This window comes from Pandoraea sp. XJJ-1 (assembly GCF_026802345.1).
GTDB classification, from domain to species: Bacteria; Pseudomonadota; Gammaproteobacteria; order Burkholderiales; family Burkholderiaceae; genus Pandoraea; species Pandoraea cepalis.
Genome location: NZ_CP113827.1, coordinates 680,402 through 694,269, shown reverse-complemented (window position 1 = coordinate 694,269; position 13,868 = coordinate 680,402). Strand labels below are relative to the sequence as shown.

Here is a 13,868-nt window from a genome sequence, read left to right as displayed (position 1 = left end):
AGGCGCGCCTGGAAAATCGTTCCTGCCGATCGGTTGATCGGCCCGACCTATCAGATCGAGCGCAAAGGGGGAGGCGGACGCGTCGTCAGACCGGCAACAGCGCATCCAGCCGCGCTTGCAAATTGACCGAGCGGAAGGCAGCTATGGCGGCTTCGAGCAAGGGCGGACGCGGCTGTCGCACGCGCAGGATCAGACCGATCTCACGATGCAACGCCGGCTGCAATGGCACCGCGTGCAGCTCATCGCGCATTTCCGCCAGGCACAGCACGCTATGCGGCACGATGCTGAAGAGCCCCGCGCATCGCACGTGGGCATACAACGCCATGAGCGAATCCGTCTCCACGCGCGGCAACGCCGACGTGCCCGCACGCGCGAGCGCCGCGTCGATCCCTTGGCGGCATTGCATATTGCCCGTGAGCAGACACAACGGCAGTTTCGCCGCCTCATGCCACGACAGCGACGAGCGTCCGGCCAGTATCGATGCGTCGCGCGCGATCAACACATAGCGTTCGCGGAACAAGGGGACGGTGTCGAACTCGCTCAACCGCGGGTCGTCGAGATAGCTCAACCCGACATCCAGATCGAGTTCGGATAGCTGGCGCAGTGCCTGCGTTGCCGAGAGCGTGAAGACCTCATGACGCATGCCGGAGAAGTCGCGCAGACAGGCATCGGTGAGCAGCGGCACGAGCGGCAATGCGGTGGGAATCGCGCCGACGCGCAAGCACCCGGTGACTTCGCGCCGACTGGCGCTCACCTCCTGCCGCAAGCCCTCACAATCGGCCAGCACCTGACGCGCCCAGGCAAGCACGCGCTCCCCTTCCGGAGTGAACCCCTCGAAGCGACGTCCGCGTCGTACGATGGGCAATCCGAACTCCTCTTCGATACTTCGGATCGCACCGGATAGGGTTGGCTGGGACACGTTGCACAACGCCGCCGCGCGCCGGAAGTGCTGCGCCTGCGATAGCGCCACGAGATAACTCAACTGCCGAATGAACATGGCCCGCGTCTCCGTCCGATGTTGCGGCGAGCGCCTGCACCACCGCTATATACGAATGAATATAACGCATGCCATGACCCACCGGTCATGAGAATGTTGCATAACTGTTATGGAAAATCCGCCCGGCGACCACCGGGCGGCACGCCCTATCCGAGCCCTTTGGTCGCCGCTTAGTGCGCGACGGTGGAAGCCGGCGAAACGGGGTTGGGTGCAGCAGGCAACGGCATCACGGACTGGGGTGACGGCATGCCGCCCGCCGAACCGGAGGGCGTGGTTGCACCGTTCGACGACGCCGCGCCCGGGCCGTTCCACTCGCCCGGCACGCCCGGAATCGTGGTGCCATATGGCGTGCTCGCGGGCAGACCTGACTCGGGCTGCGCCAGCACGGCCGACGCGACCGGCACCGGCAGCGGCCCGCTATCGCTCGCAGTGGTGGGCGTGGCGTCCGTCGTTGCCTGGACGGGCGCCGGTGCCACCGAATGCTTCACCGGCGCCTTCGCCTTGTGCGCCGGTTCGGGCGTCTTCGTGAACAGCCCCGTCACCCAATCCGAGACGCGCGTCCACCCGTCGCTATACCAATGGTGGTTATCCGGCGCTTCGAACTTCGCATTCGCATCGATCACCTTCGAGCGCAAGGCGCGCGAGAACACGTCGCCGACGATCGGCAACGCGCTGTGCGCGCCCTGCCCCCAGTAATCGCTGCGCAGCGTCACGCGACTGTCGTTGAAGCCGACCCACGCCCCCGCCACCAACTGGGGCTGCATGAGAATGAACCAGCCATCGGCATTGTCTTGCGTCGTGCCGGTCTTGCCCGCCACATCGGCGCGAATGCCGAAACGTGTGCGAATCGCAGTGCCCGTGCCGCGATTGATGACTCCCCGCAGCGTATCGAGCAACGTGTAGTCGTCGTTCACGGAAAGCGCTCGCTCGGCGCGCGCGGGTGAGAACGTGGCGAGCACGTCACCGTCGCTGTTCGTGATCTCGGTGACCATCGTCGGCTCGCGATACTCTCCGCCATCCGCGATGGTGCCGTATGCGCTCACCATCTCCTTGAGTGAGACAGGGCTCGTGCCGAGCGCCAGCGACGGCACCGGATCGAGCTTGCTCTCGCGCACGCCCATTGCCCGCGCCAGGCCGGCCACACGCGACGGCCCCACGTCCTGCATCAGTTGTGCCGTGACGGTGTTGCGCGACTGCGCCAGCGCGTCGCGCAACGTCATGGGCTTGTTGGTCGGCGCGGTGTCGTCGCTCGGTCGCCAGATCTCGCCGCCCGCAAGCGGAATGTCGACGACCTGGTCGACGATGGTGTCATCCGGCGTTCTGCCCTTGACGAACGCGGCGCCATACACGAAGGCCTTGAATGTCGACCCCGGCTGCCGCCGCGCCTGTTGAACGTGATCGAAGGGATCGGTCATAAAGTCGCGGCTGCCGACCCACGCGCGAATTTCACCCGTGCGCGGATCGAGCGCCAGAAAGCCGGCTTGCACCCGGGTCTTCGTTGCGCGCAGATTCTGCATGAACGTCTTGTCGGCGAGCAGGCGCTTCATCGCCGCGTCCGGCGCCTCTCCTCCCGCCACCGCGTTGCGATACTCCGCCGATTCGCGCACGAACGCATGCACCAGCGCCGCGCTGTCGCGCCAGCCACCGCGTGCCGACCAGTTCGCGTCGGCAATGCTCTGCAGTTGATTGGCCTGATGGGTGAGCGCCTGCGTGGCCATCGTCTGCAAGCGCGAGTCGATGGTCGTATGCACGACGAGGCCGTCGGAATAAATGTTGTAATCGTGACGATCGGCCCAGCCGATCAACCACTTGCGCAATTGCTGGGCAAAGTGCGGTGCGGGCCCGGGCTCCTCGGTCTGCCGTTCGAAGTTGATGCGCAGCGGGCGTTTCTGCAACGCGGGGAGCTTCGACGCATCGAGCCCTCCGAACTTGACCATCTGGGCGAGCACGGTATTGCGACGTTGCAGCGCACGCTCCGGGTTGATCACCGGGTTGTAATAGCTGTTGCCCTTGAGCATGCCGACGAGCGTGGCGGCTTCGAGCAAATCGAGCTGGTCGGCCGACTTGTCGAAGTACGTGCGCGCGGCCATCTCGATACCGTACGCGTTGTACAGGAACGGCACCGTGTTCAGGTATGTCTCGAGAATCTCAGGCTTGGTGTAAAGCGCTTCGATTTTCAGAGCGGTGATCGCTTCCTTGAGCTTGCGCGTGAGCGTGGGCGCCCGGCCGATCTCGTCCGGATACAGATTGCGCGCGAGCTGCTGCGTGAGGGTCGACCCGCCCTGCCGGTCGCCGGAGAACGTGTGCAGCGCCGCCGATGCGGTGCGCTTCAGGTCGATGCCATGATGCTCGTAAAAGCGGTGGTCTTCCGTCGCAACCAGTGCCCTGACGACGTTCGGCGACACGTCTTTCAACGGCACCCATTCACGGTTCGCCGGCCGAAATTCGGCAAGCAGCTTACCGTCGGCCGACAGCACCTGCGCCGGTCGGTCGATCCTGGCGCGCCGGATGTCGCGGATGCTCGGCGTGAATGGAATCAGGATCAACGTGTACGCGACAAGCAGGCACGGCAGCGCCGCGACGGCAATGAGCACGCCCCGGCGCGTGGGGTGACGCACGTGAAACCACGCACGGGCCGCATACGGCTTCAGGGGTTGTGCGAGACGCAGACCATACCGGCCCGTCTGGGCAATGGCATGCAACAGCGACGAGAACAGCGACGAAATCGGGCGCTTCACGATGGGGGATGGCGTGGCAAAGTCCGCATCCTACCAAAACCGACGGACGAACCCGGCAAGCTCAAGGCACGATCGGCGCCGGCGAGTCCGGTTCGAGCTTGCGCCACACGAAGCCGATATGCTCGCGCATGATGCGGCGCGCCGCTTCGGGCTGGCGGGTACGGATGGCCTCCCACAGTGCAAGATGGTGCGCGAGGATAGTTTCCGACGCCTGCTCGCGCAGATCGAACAGCCCCGAGTTGTTGAGTGAGATGTGCTCGTGGAGCATCTTGGTCACGCTGCCTTGCAGGTGTCGAAGCATCGCATTGTGCGACGCGTTCGCGAGCGCCGTATGAAAATCACCGTCGAGCCGTGACTCGCGCACCGTGTCGCCGCGCTCGTGCGCGTCGACCAGTCCATCGACCAGTTCGGACAGGCGCGCAAGATCTTCATCGGTCGCCCGCACGGCCGCCAGATAGGCGGTGGTGCCCTCCAGCATCAGGCGAAACTCGAGCATGTCCGGACGCAATTCCGGATGATCGCTCACGAGTTGCCGCCACGGCGAAATCAACCCCGTCTGCAGACGATCCGAGACATAAACGCCCGACGCGGCGCGCGTCTTGAGCAAGCCGCGGGCAACGAGACGCTGAAGCGCGGCGCGCACCGTCGAGCGTGCCACGCCCAGCGACAGCGCCAGCGCACGCTCGGACGGAATGCGCTCGCCTGGCGCCCATACGCCTTCGATCAAACGGGTCTCGAGTTCGCGTGTGATGCGCTCGGTCAAAGTGGGACCGCTCACGGTGACGTCTCCTGCAATCGGACAGATGCGTGCGTCGATGGCGACGCGGCGCCCAAGTTGCGACACACGAGCACCTCGATGCCTGGGCGTGCGTCGTCGGCGCGTGTTTTGCCTATGCCGCGATTTTGCCCTGTCGGCTCGCATTCACAGCAACTGGTACGACCAGTTTGCCCGAACGTTTCACGGGTGTCGATCATCGCGTCAGCCGGACGACACGTCCGTGCCAACCGTCGTGCCAACCGCCATTCAGACGCGGCCGCGCGCACGGCGACACCGCCTGACCAAGCCTTATAGCAATCGATCACCAAATCGAGGAGACGCAAGTGGAAGTGTGGGTACAGAACTACGTGCCGGGTGGCACGCTATGGATCGCGGCGCTCATGGCCGCGCTACCGATCATCGTATTCTTTGTCGCCCTGGCGGGACTGCGCATGAAAGCGCATGTCGCGGGCGCGCTGACCGTTGGGATCGCACTGATCATCGCCGTCGCTTACTTCGGCATGCCGGCCAGAATGGCCGCCATGTCCGCCGTGTATGGCTTCGCTTACGGTCTGTGGCCCATCGCCTGGATCATCATCACTGCGGTCTTTCTTTATCGTGTGGTCGTCAAGACCGGACAGTTCGACATCATTCGCAGCTCGGTGGTCTCGCTGACCAACGACCAGCGGCTTCAGATGCTGCTGATCGGTTTCTCGTTCGGCGCGTTTCTTGAAGGTGCGGCGGGCTTCGGCGCGCCGGTGGCCATCACCGCCGCGCTGCTCGTCGGCCTCGGCTTCGAGCCGCTGCGCGCCGCAGGCCTGTGCCTGATCGCCAACACCGCGCCCGTAGCCTTCGGTGCGATGGGCATTCCGATCATCGTGGCGGGTCAGGTGAGCGGCATCGACGCATTCCATATCGGCGCAATGGCCGGACGCCAACTGCCGCTGCTCTCCGCCTTCGTCCCGTTCTGGCTCGTATTCATCATGGACGGCAAGCGTGGCGTCAAGGAAACGTGGCCTGCTGCGCTTGTGGCGGGGGGCAGTTTCGCCGTCGCGCAGTACTTTTCGTCGAACTATATCGGACCGGAACTGCCGGACATCATCTCGTCGCTGTTCTCGCTCGTGTGCCTCGCCAGCTTCCTGAAGGTGTGGCAGCCGAAGACGTCCGCCGCGCGGGCCCATTCCGGCGTGTCGATGTCGGGCGGCAGCGCAGCCCTGGGTGGATTCGGTGGTCTTGGTGGCGGATCGGCGCACGGCGCGACAGCGTCGCCCTACTCCGCCGGCCAGGTCCTGCGTGCCTGGTCGCCGTTCCTGATCCTGACCGGCATGGTCACGATCTGGAGCCTGCCCGCCTTCAAGGCACTGTTCGCCGCAACAGGCCCGCTGGCGTGGACCGTGCCGTCGCTGCACGTGGCCGGGCTCGACCGCCTGGTGTCCAAGGCCGCGCCCATCGTCGCCAAGACAACCCCGATGGACGCCATCTTCAAGTGGGATGCCCTCTCGGCGACGGGCACGGCGATCTTCATTGCGGCACTGCTCTCGATGGCCCTGCTGCGCATGAAGCCTGTCGACGGTGTGAAAAGCTTCTTCGAAACCGTCATGGCGCTGAAGAAGCCCGTGCTGGCCATCGGTCTCGTGCTGGCGTTTGCATTCGTCATGAACTATTCGGGCATGTCGACGACGCTTGCGCTGTTGCTCGCGCACACGGGCGCGGCGTTCCCGTTCTTCTCGCCGCTGCTCGGTTGGCTGGGAGTGTTCCTGACCGGTTCCGACACGTCGTCCAACGCGTTGTTTGCGAGTCTGCAAAGCACCACCGCGCAGCAGATCGGTGTGTCGAACACGCTACTCGTGGCCGCGAACACCACCGGCGGCGTGACCGCCAAGATGATTTCCCCGCAATCGATCGCGGTGGCTTGCGCGGCCACCGGCCTGATCGGCAAGGAAGCCGATCTGTTCCGCTTCACCGTCTGGCACAGCCTGATGTTCGTCTTGCTCGCCGGTGTGATGACGCTGGTGCAGGCTTACTGGCTCACGGGGATGCTGGTGCATTGAGTCGGTCGTCGTTGTAGACACTCGCCGTGGCGCCGATTGTGTGCCGCGGCGAGTGTGTCGTCCCCTGTTGGAGAATCCCATGAAAGCGGCCTTGTTCGTCCCCTGTTTCATCGATGCCCTGTTTCCCGAAGTCGGCATCGCCACGCTGGAGTTGCTGGAGAAACTCGGCGTGAGCGTCGATTACCCGCGCCGTCAGACCTGTTGCGGACAGCCGTTGGCCAACAACGGCTGCGAAGCCGACGCCGCGGGCGCCGAGTCGCTCTTCGTCGACAACTTCGCCGGTTACGACTACATCGTGGCGCCGTCGTCGAGTTGCGTGCATCACGTGCGCAAGCACCTGAGCGCAGCGGGCGAGTCGGAGCGCACGGCCGCCGTTCGCGCCAACACCTACGAACTCACCGAGTTTCTCCACGATGTGCTCAAGGTCCGCCACTTTCCCTGGGCCGAGTTTGCGTACACCGTCGGGCTGCATAACAGTTGCAGCGCCATCCGCCACCTGCATGCGGCGTCTGCCAGCGAGATTCCCGGCGAGCCATGGTCGAAGGCACGCACGCTGCTCGACGGCGTGCGCGGCATCCGCTTCGCGGCGCCGCGTCGTCCCGACGAATGCTGTGGCTTCGGCGGCACATTCTCCGTGTCCGAGCAGGCCGTCTCGGTCAAGATGGGGCAGGACAAGGTGCAGGACCACCTCGACGCGGGCGCGCAGTTCATCGTCTCCGCCGACATGTCTTGCCTGATGCATCAGAAAGGTTGCGCGGCACGCGCGCAGACACCGATGCGCTTCCTGCATATCGCTCAAGTCCTCAATGGCGTCGACCTCGACACCCTCGCGCCGGCGGCGCATGCGCAGGTGACGGCATGAGCCGGGCCGAGCGCGTGAATCACGCCAGACAGGCTGAGGCGTTTCTCGCGAAAACCGCGCACGTGGCATTTCACGACAAGCGCCTGTGGGATCTGCGGATGAAGCGCGACGCGCAGGCCGCCTCCATTGGCGAGTGGGAAACACTGCGCACGCTCGCGTCGCAGATCAAGGAACACACGCTCTCGCGATTGGGAGACTACCTCGACCGATTCTCGACACAAGCCGAAGCCAATGGCGTAAAGGTTCATTGGGCGCTCGACGCCGCGGCGCACAATGCCATCGTCCACGGCATTCTTGCGGCGCATGGCGTCAAGACACTCGTCAAGAGCAAGTCGATGCTCACCGACGAATGCGAATTGCGCGAGTATCTCGAACCGCGCGGCGTCGAAGTCATGGAGACCGATCTTGGCGAGCGCATTCAGCAGCTCGACAAGCAGCCGCCGTCGCATGTGGTCGTGCCTGCTGTGCACAAGCTGCGGGGCGACGTCGCAAAGCTGTTCGGCCGCACGCTCGGCACTGACCCCGACAACGACGACGTGCACTATCTGGCCGAGAGTCAGCGTCAGACCACGCGTCCGGCGTTTCTCGAAGCGGGCGCCGGCATGACCGGCTGCAACTTCGCCGTCGCGGAAACCGGCACGGTCGTGGTGTGCACCAACGAGGGCAATGCCGATCTGTCGGCCAACGTACCGCCGGTGCACATCGTGTCCATCGGCATCGAAAAGCTGATTCCGCGCACGGCCGACCTCGGTGTTTTCATCCGCTTGTTGTCGCGCAGCGCCCTCGGGTCGCCCATCACCCAATACACGTCGCACTTTCGCGCGCCGCGTCCGGGTACGGAGATGCACTTCGTCATCGTCGACAACGGCCGCTCGGCGCGTCTCGCGATGGACGACTTCTGGTACTCGCTCAAATGCATTCGCTGCGGGGCCTGTATGAATACGTGTCCGGTCTACCGACGCAGTAGTGGCCTGTCGTACGGCAGCACTTACGCAGGGCCGATCGGCGCCATTCTCAATCCCGCCTCCGACCTCAAGCGCTACAGCGCGCTGCCGTTCGCATCGACGATGAATGGCAGTTGCACCAACGTCTGCCCGGTGCGCATCAATATTCACGAGCAGTTGTACAAGTGGCGGCAGATCGTGGCAGAGGAAGGTGAATTGCCCCGCGTCAAGCGCAGCCTGATCAAGGTCGCGGGCAAGCTGCTCGCCAATCCGGTGCTGTATCGCACATCGATCAAATCGATGAACGTCGCCCTGCACCGTCTGCCGAACCTGGTGCTCTACAACCCCCTCAACACGTGGGGCAAGGGGCGCGATCTGCCCGACGCCCCTACCCAGACCTTCCGCGACTGGTACGACGCCAATCGAACATCGCGCGACGCGACAAGCAAGGAGACGCCATGAGCACGTCCCGCAACGAATTTCTCGTGCGCGTGCGCGCCGCGCAGCGCGTATCGCTGCGTGATGACGAACGGACTGTCGACGGGGCGTACGAACCGTTTCCCTTGCCCGTACTGCCGGTCTTCGAGACACCCGAGGGCGACCGGTGCGAGCGCTTTGGCCTGAATCTCGTTGCGATGGGCGGCAAACTCGCGACGCTCGACCACGCGCGTGAACTGCCTGCGTGGCTTGCCGAGCGGTTTCCCGGCGTGACGCCCGTCACCGCAACGGCGGAGGCCGCCTCGGCGGCACTGCTCGACGTCGCGCGCGCGCCGGCATCGCTGCATGACGTCGACGTCGCCATCGTGCGTGCGCGCTTCGGCGTTGCGGAGACCGGCTCCGTCTGGCTCTCCGAGCAGGAGTACGGAGTGAACGCGCTCGGCTATCTCGTGCAGCATCTCGTGGTGCTGCTCGACCCACGCGACATCGTCGATGGCCTGCAGGACATCTATCGATTGCCCGACTTTGCGTCGGCGCGTTACGCGGTCCTCGTCACCGGACCGTCCGCAACGGCCGATATCGAAGGCGTGCTGATTCAAGGCGCCCAGGGCGTGCGTTCCCTCACGGTCGTGTTGCTGCCTCGCGACTGATTGCGTCCCAACGCAGCCCGGCGCCGCGACGCTTTGTCGCACAGCGCCCCTGCGTTCTCCCGCACTTGACGCGCATCAAGTTCGCCACGGGAGGCGGCTTCTACCATCGGTCGGGCTCACTCACGACTATGGAAACCACCATGAAGCTCTCTCTTGGCGCTACGGCCATCGCCGCCGCATTCGTCAGCTGTGCCGCCGTCTTCAGCCCGTTCGCGGCGGCACAGGCAACGTCACAAACGACCGACAACGCCCCGGTCGAGTCAGCCAAACGCTTCGGCTTCATCAAGGACAGCTCGCAAGGGATCTACGCCGGCGACATCCTCGCACGCGTTCGCGTCATCGGCATTTTGCCGGACTCGCATGCAAGCGGCAGCGTGTTGCCAACGCTGGGGGTGAGCGTGAACAACGCCATCGTGCCGGAGCTGGATTTCAGCTACATGATTCTCGACAACGTTGGTGTTGAACTGATTCTTGGCATGTCACGTCATCAACTGACGTCCAGCATCGGGAACCTCGGCAGCCTGAACGTATTGCCACCGACGCTGCTGCTTCAATATCACTTCAATCACGCGGGCAAGGTACGTCCGTATGTCGGTGCAGGCGTCAACTACTCGCGCTTCTGGAACAGCAACCTGCAGGCGGGCGGCACGCCGATCTCGATCACGAACCACAGCTTCGGTCCGGCACTGCAAGCGGGTGTGGACGTTCAAATGACGAAGCATCTGTTCGTCAACATCGATGTCAAGAAGGTCTGGATGAAGACGGATACCTCGCTTGGCGGAACCGATCTGGGCACGCTCCACATCGATCCGTTGATCGTTGGCGTGGGGCTTGGCGTAACGTTCTGATACCCCTGCGGGCGCGCAAGAGAAACGTTCGGGTCAAACGCCGAAACGCGCTGGCCGTTACAAACGGCCAGCGCGCTCGCCCGTGCCTTGCTGGGCAGCACCGCACCCGCACACACGCGGCGCCCGGGGAGGCGCCGCGCAATGTCCCCTCAGAGCGGGCGACGCAAAAATCCCTTTTAAAGCATGCGTCGCAACGTATCGTCGCGACGGAAGTAGTGGTGCCACAGCGCCGCCAGCGCATGGAAGCCGATCACCCAATAGAACGCGTTGCCGATCGTCTCGTGAATCTCCTTGATCGAACGCCCCGTCTGTTCGTCTTTCGCAATGAACTGCGGCAGCGCGATATCCAGGCCTGGAATCGTGAGCGGATGCCCCTGGGCATTGAGCGTCAGATAGCCCAGCACCGGCTGCGCAAACATGAACAGATAGAGCAGCAGATGTGCGGCCGACGACCCGGCTCGCGCCCACCACGCTTGGCCTGGCAGCGCCGCCGGCGCGCCCTTGATCAATCGAATGAGCAAGCGCGGCACGGCCAGCACCAACACCGCGAGCGCAGCCCATTCGTGGATCGTGAGTGATAACGCACGTGGCGCACTCCCTCTCGGCAAATAGCCTTTGATAATGACGGCGGCATAGGCGATCACAATCAGCAATGCGATCACCCAGTGAAAGAAAACCGAGGTCGGCGCGTACCGCTCACCGGGCAAGAGCGACGAACCGCGCGAGCGGAACTTGATCGTGTTATCCATCTGGGGAGTTCCTCGAGTTTGGGGTCCCCCATTATCGCGTTCGTCCCGCGACAAGAAAAGGTCGCCAATTGTCACATTTGTTACCCAACGTTCCCCCCTGACATTCGGAATACTCCTTCCCATAGGTAGATCGACTATGCCGACAATAAGTCTGAAGCGCGCCCCCCACTCGATGTTCGCGCCCCGCTGCGATGAACCTCCTTGGCCGACGCACGCTCGGTCGGCCTTTAAGCCCCGCTCGCGGGGCTTTCTTTTTTGCCCGTAACGCTCGCCCCCCTTTTCTTCCGCCCCCTCCTGTCCTCGCAGGTCCGATGCACACGACGGGAGCCATCACCGAGCCGTCTCGCTGCGGAGCAACAATCGCCATGTACATCGGTGAAATCAGCTTATCGCGGCGATGCGACGATAGGGCTGTGAACTATCCGAGAGAATCGGTGCACAAACGCAAAAGCGGCAATTTCCGAACGGTGCTTCAGGCGAGTCCGAGTCAAACGATCGGACGACACCGCAAAGTGTTGCGTGAAGCCCTCACGGCACTGGTCATCGCTCGACTTGCGGGCCGATAATGGTGACCAGGATTACGGAGGACAGACCATGCGAAAAATCGCGCTGCCCCAGGGCGACACCGTGCCGGTACTCGGCCAGGGGACTTGGATGATGGGCGAGAAGCCGGAGCGGCGTCGCGAGGAGATCGCGGCGTTGCAACTGGGTGTCTCGCTGGGCATGACGCTGGTCGATACGGCCGAAATGTATGGAGAAGGGGCGACCGAGTGTCTCGTGGGCGAAGCGCTCGACGGACTGCGCGATGAAGTATTTCTCGTGAGCAAGGTCTACCCGCACAATGCCTCGCGACGTGGCGTGATCGCCGCTTGCGAGCGGAGTCTGGAACGCCTGCGCACCGATCGCCTCGACCTCTACCTGCTGCACTGGCGCGGCGACGTCCCGCTCGAAGACACGATTGCCGGCTTCGAAGCACTGCGTGAAGCGGGCAAGATCCGGCACTGGGGCGTGAGCAATTTCGATACGGACGACATGGAAGACTTGTTCGAACTGCCCGGCGGCGACCAGTGTGCGAGCGATCAGGTGCTGTACAACCTTTCGCGGCGCGGTCCCGAGTATGACCTTGTCCCGTGGCTGGCGGCGCGCGGTCTGCCGATGATGGCGTATTCGCCGATCGAACAGGGACGGCTGCCGGCAAAAGGCGCACTCGACGACATCGCCGCCGCGCGCCATGTCGCACCGCTGCAGATTGCGCTTGCCTGGGTGCTGAGCCGCCCGGGCGTCATCGCCATTCCCAAGGCGAGCACGGACGCTCACGTACGCGCCAATCGTGCTGCCCATGACATCGATCTGACGGCGGAGGAACTGTTACGACTCGATCACCAGTTCGAAGCGCCGTCGCGAAAGCGTCCGTTGGAAATGATCTGAACACATTCCTGAATTTTGAAGGCGTTCAGGGGTACGTACTTAACCCGGTACACTAGGCGCTTTCGTGTTTTCGCAGGGCGGCTTCATGAATGATTCACGTCCCGTCGTCGTTATCGGGGGCGGTTTGGTCGGCGTATGTACGGCCGCGTATCTTCAACGCGCCGGACACGCGGTGGTGATCGTCGACCGGCAATCGGCACGCCAGGCGGCGTCGCTTGGCAATGCGGGCTGCATCAATGGCTCGTCGGTCGTGCCCATCGCCATGCCCGGCGTGCTGTGGCAGGTACCCGGCTGGTTGATGCAACCGGAGGGTCCGCTGGTGCTGCGTTGGGGGTATCTTCCGCGCATGGTGCCATGGCTGATGCGCTTCGTCGCCGCCAGTCAGCCCGCACGTGTCACCGCGCAGGCGCGCGCGTTGCGCGCACTGCTCGGCCCCGCGCTCGACGCCTATCAACCGTTGCTTGACGATGCGGGCGCAAACGATCTCGTCACGCGTCGCGGCTATCTCATCGCCTATTCCAGTCAGAAGGGTATGGTGGGCGACGAAGGCGGGATGGCGCTGCGCCGCGACAACGGCGTGCACATCGAAACGCTGGATGCGAACGCATTGCGCGAGTTCGAGCCCACGCTATCGCATGACTTCGTCGGTGCCCGCTATATCGGCGAGACCGGCCACACGCCCGATCCCGGCGCGCTGTTGGCGCGCTTGACGGCGCAAGTGGTCGCGCGGGGCGGGCGAGTTGTCGATGCTGCCGCCACCGCCATCGAGACCAATGGCGCGCAGGCCGTGGCCGTGCACACCAACCGGGGCCGCGAAAGCGCAAGCGCCGTAGTGATCGCGGCCGGTGCATGGTCCGCACCGCTTGTGCGCCAATTGGGCGACACCGTTGTCTTCGACACCGAGCGCGGCTATCACGTGGAAATTCCGACGCCGCACGAGATGCCCTCACGTCCCGTCATGTGGGCCGAAGGCAAGTTGTTCGCCACACCGATGAACGGCCGTCTTCGCGGTGCGGGCACGGTCGAACTGGCCGGTCTGCAAGCCTCACCGAACTGGCGGCGCGCCGATCTGCTGCTCAATCAGTTGCACAAGATGTTCCCCGGCGCAGTGAACGGGACGAAGCCGACACAGTCGGTCGACGGTGCACGCTGGCAAGGATTCCGCCCCAGCACGCCCGATTCGCTGCCGGTATTGGGCGCGGCGTCGAAGGTGCCTAACGCTTTCTATGCATTCGGCCATGGCCACGTAGGTCTGACCGCCGCCGCCTCGACGGGACGCACGATTGCAGCGCTGGTGTCCGGCGAGCGGCCCGCCATCGACCTCTCGCCCTTCTCCATCGGCCGCTTTCGCTGACGGGGCAGGATCAGGCGGAGGACAGCGGGCGTGATCGTTGCGCCCCCTCCTT

General features: G+C 64.1%; 11 protein-coding genes. 7 read left to right on the top strand and 4 right to left on the bottom strand.

From position 1 onward, the window contains the following. Positions 1–85 precede the first annotated feature (85 nt). The 3 genes from OYT13_RS03135 to OYT13_RS03125 all read right to left on the bottom strand — a co-directional run bounded on the left by OYT13_RS03135 (position 86) and on the right by OYT13_RS03125 (position 4,513). The gene (locus OYT13_RS03135; protein WP_268567231.1) at positions 86–997 is read right to left on the bottom strand and encodes a LysR family transcriptional regulator; all 912 of its coding nucleotides are present in this window, start codon (positions 995–997) and stop codon (positions 86–88) included. A gap of 170 nt (positions 998–1,167) precedes the next feature. Further along, positions 1,168–3,702: a transglycosylase domain-containing protein gene (locus OYT13_RS03130; protein ID WP_442796480.1), complete on the bottom strand. Its 2,535-nt coding sequence runs from the start codon at positions 3,700–3,702 to the stop codon at positions 1,168–1,170. A 94-nt stretch (positions 3,703–3,796) separates the two neighbouring features. Then, positions 3,797–4,513 (bottom strand): FadR/GntR family transcriptional regulator, encoded by a 717-nt coding sequence (locus OYT13_RS03125; RefSeq protein ID WP_150562346.1) that lies wholly within the window; start codon positions 4,511–4,513, stop codon positions 3,797–3,799. 323 nt (positions 4,514–4,836) lie between these two features. On the opposite strand from OYT13_RS03125, the gene OYT13_RS03120 reads away from it, so the two are divergent. The 5 genes from OYT13_RS03120 to OYT13_RS03100 all read left to right on the top strand — a co-directional run bounded on the left by OYT13_RS03120 (position 4,837) and on the right by OYT13_RS03100 (position 10,285). Further along, positions 4,837–6,543, top strand: coding sequence for a lactate permease LctP family transporter (locus OYT13_RS03120; RefSeq protein WP_017232547.1), 1,707 nt, complete (start codon positions 4,837–4,839; stop codon positions 6,541–6,543). Between the two features lie 79 nt (positions 6,544–6,622). Continuing rightward, positions 6,623–7,405, top strand: a complete 783-nt coding sequence (locus OYT13_RS03115) for a (Fe-S)-binding protein (RefSeq protein WP_017232548.1) — start codon at positions 6,623–6,625, stop codon at positions 7,403–7,405. After that, positions 7,402–8,811, top strand: a complete 1,410-nt coding sequence (locus tag OYT13_RS03110; protein WP_017232549.1) for a lactate utilization protein B — start codon at positions 7,402–7,404, stop codon at positions 8,809–8,811. The genes OYT13_RS03115 and OYT13_RS03110 overlap by 4 nt, the downstream gene beginning before the upstream one ends. Continuing rightward, a complete protein-coding gene (locus tag OYT13_RS03105) occupies positions 8,808–9,437 on the top strand; it encodes a LutC/YkgG family protein (protein WP_268567230.1) in 630 nt (209 codons plus the stop codon). Before OYT13_RS03110 ends, OYT13_RS03105 begins: the two co-directional genes overlap by 4 nt. A gap of 140 nt (positions 9,438–9,577) precedes the next feature. Beyond that, positions 9,578–10,285 (top strand): OmpW/AlkL family protein, encoded by a 708-nt coding sequence (locus tag OYT13_RS03100; RefSeq protein ID WP_051060084.1) that lies wholly within the window; start codon positions 9,578–9,580, stop codon positions 10,283–10,285. A gap of 176 nt (positions 10,286–10,461) precedes the next feature. Here OYT13_RS03100 and OYT13_RS03095 read toward each other — a convergent pair whose 3' ends face one another. Beyond that, positions 10,462–11,034, bottom strand: coding sequence for a cytochrome b (locus OYT13_RS03095; protein WP_017232552.1), 573 nt, complete (start codon positions 11,032–11,034; stop codon positions 10,462–10,464). 594 nt (positions 11,035–11,628) lie between these two features. Here OYT13_RS03095 and OYT13_RS03090 point away from each other — a divergent pair. Further along, complete coding sequence (locus OYT13_RS03090) at positions 11,629–12,462, top strand: aldo/keto reductase (protein ID WP_268567229.1); 834 nt, start codon at positions 11,629–11,631, stop codon at positions 12,460–12,462. 85 nt (positions 12,463–12,547) lie between these two features. Further along, positions 12,548–13,816 carry an NAD(P)/FAD-dependent oxidoreductase gene (locus OYT13_RS03085; protein WP_261939255.1) on the top strand — a complete coding sequence of 423 codons (1,269 nt, stop codon included), beginning with the start codon at positions 12,548–12,550 and terminating at the stop codon, positions 13,814–13,816. Positions 13,817–13,868 lie beyond the last annotated feature (52 nt).

What these genes read in the sequence shown, in the direction of transcription:
- OYT13_RS03110 (WP_017232549.1), top strand. Translation starts at nt 7,402, where the DNA reads ATGAGCCGGGCCGAGCGCGTGAATCACGCCAGACAGGCTGAGGCGTTT.
- OYT13_RS03085 (WP_261939255.1), top strand. Translation starts at nt 12,548, where the DNA reads ATGAATGATTCACGTCCCGTCGTCGTTATCGGGGGCGGTTTGGTCGGC.
- OYT13_RS03115 (WP_017232548.1), top strand. Translation starts at nt 6,623, where the DNA reads ATGAAAGCGGCCTTGTTCGTCCCCTGTTTCATCGATGCCCTGTTTCCC.
- OYT13_RS03105 (WP_268567230.1), top strand. Translation starts at nt 8,808, where the DNA reads ATGAGCACGTCCCGCAACGAATTTCTCGTGCGCGTGCGCGCCGCGCAG.
- OYT13_RS03100 (WP_051060084.1), top strand. Translation starts at nt 9,578, where the DNA reads ATGAAGCTCTCTCTTGGCGCTACGGCCATCGCCGCCGCATTCGTCAGC.
- OYT13_RS03090 (WP_268567229.1), top strand. Translation starts at nt 11,629, where the DNA reads ATGCGAAAAATCGCGCTGCCCCAGGGCGACACCGTGCCGGTACTCGGC.
- OYT13_RS03135 (WP_268567231.1), bottom strand. Translation starts at nt 997, where the DNA reads ATGTTCATTCGGCAGTTGAGTTATCTCGTGGCGCTATCGCAGGCGCAG.
- OYT13_RS03095 (WP_017232552.1), bottom strand. Translation starts at nt 11,034, where the DNA reads ATGGATAACACGATCAAGTTCCGCTCGCGCGGTTCGTCGCTCTTGCCC.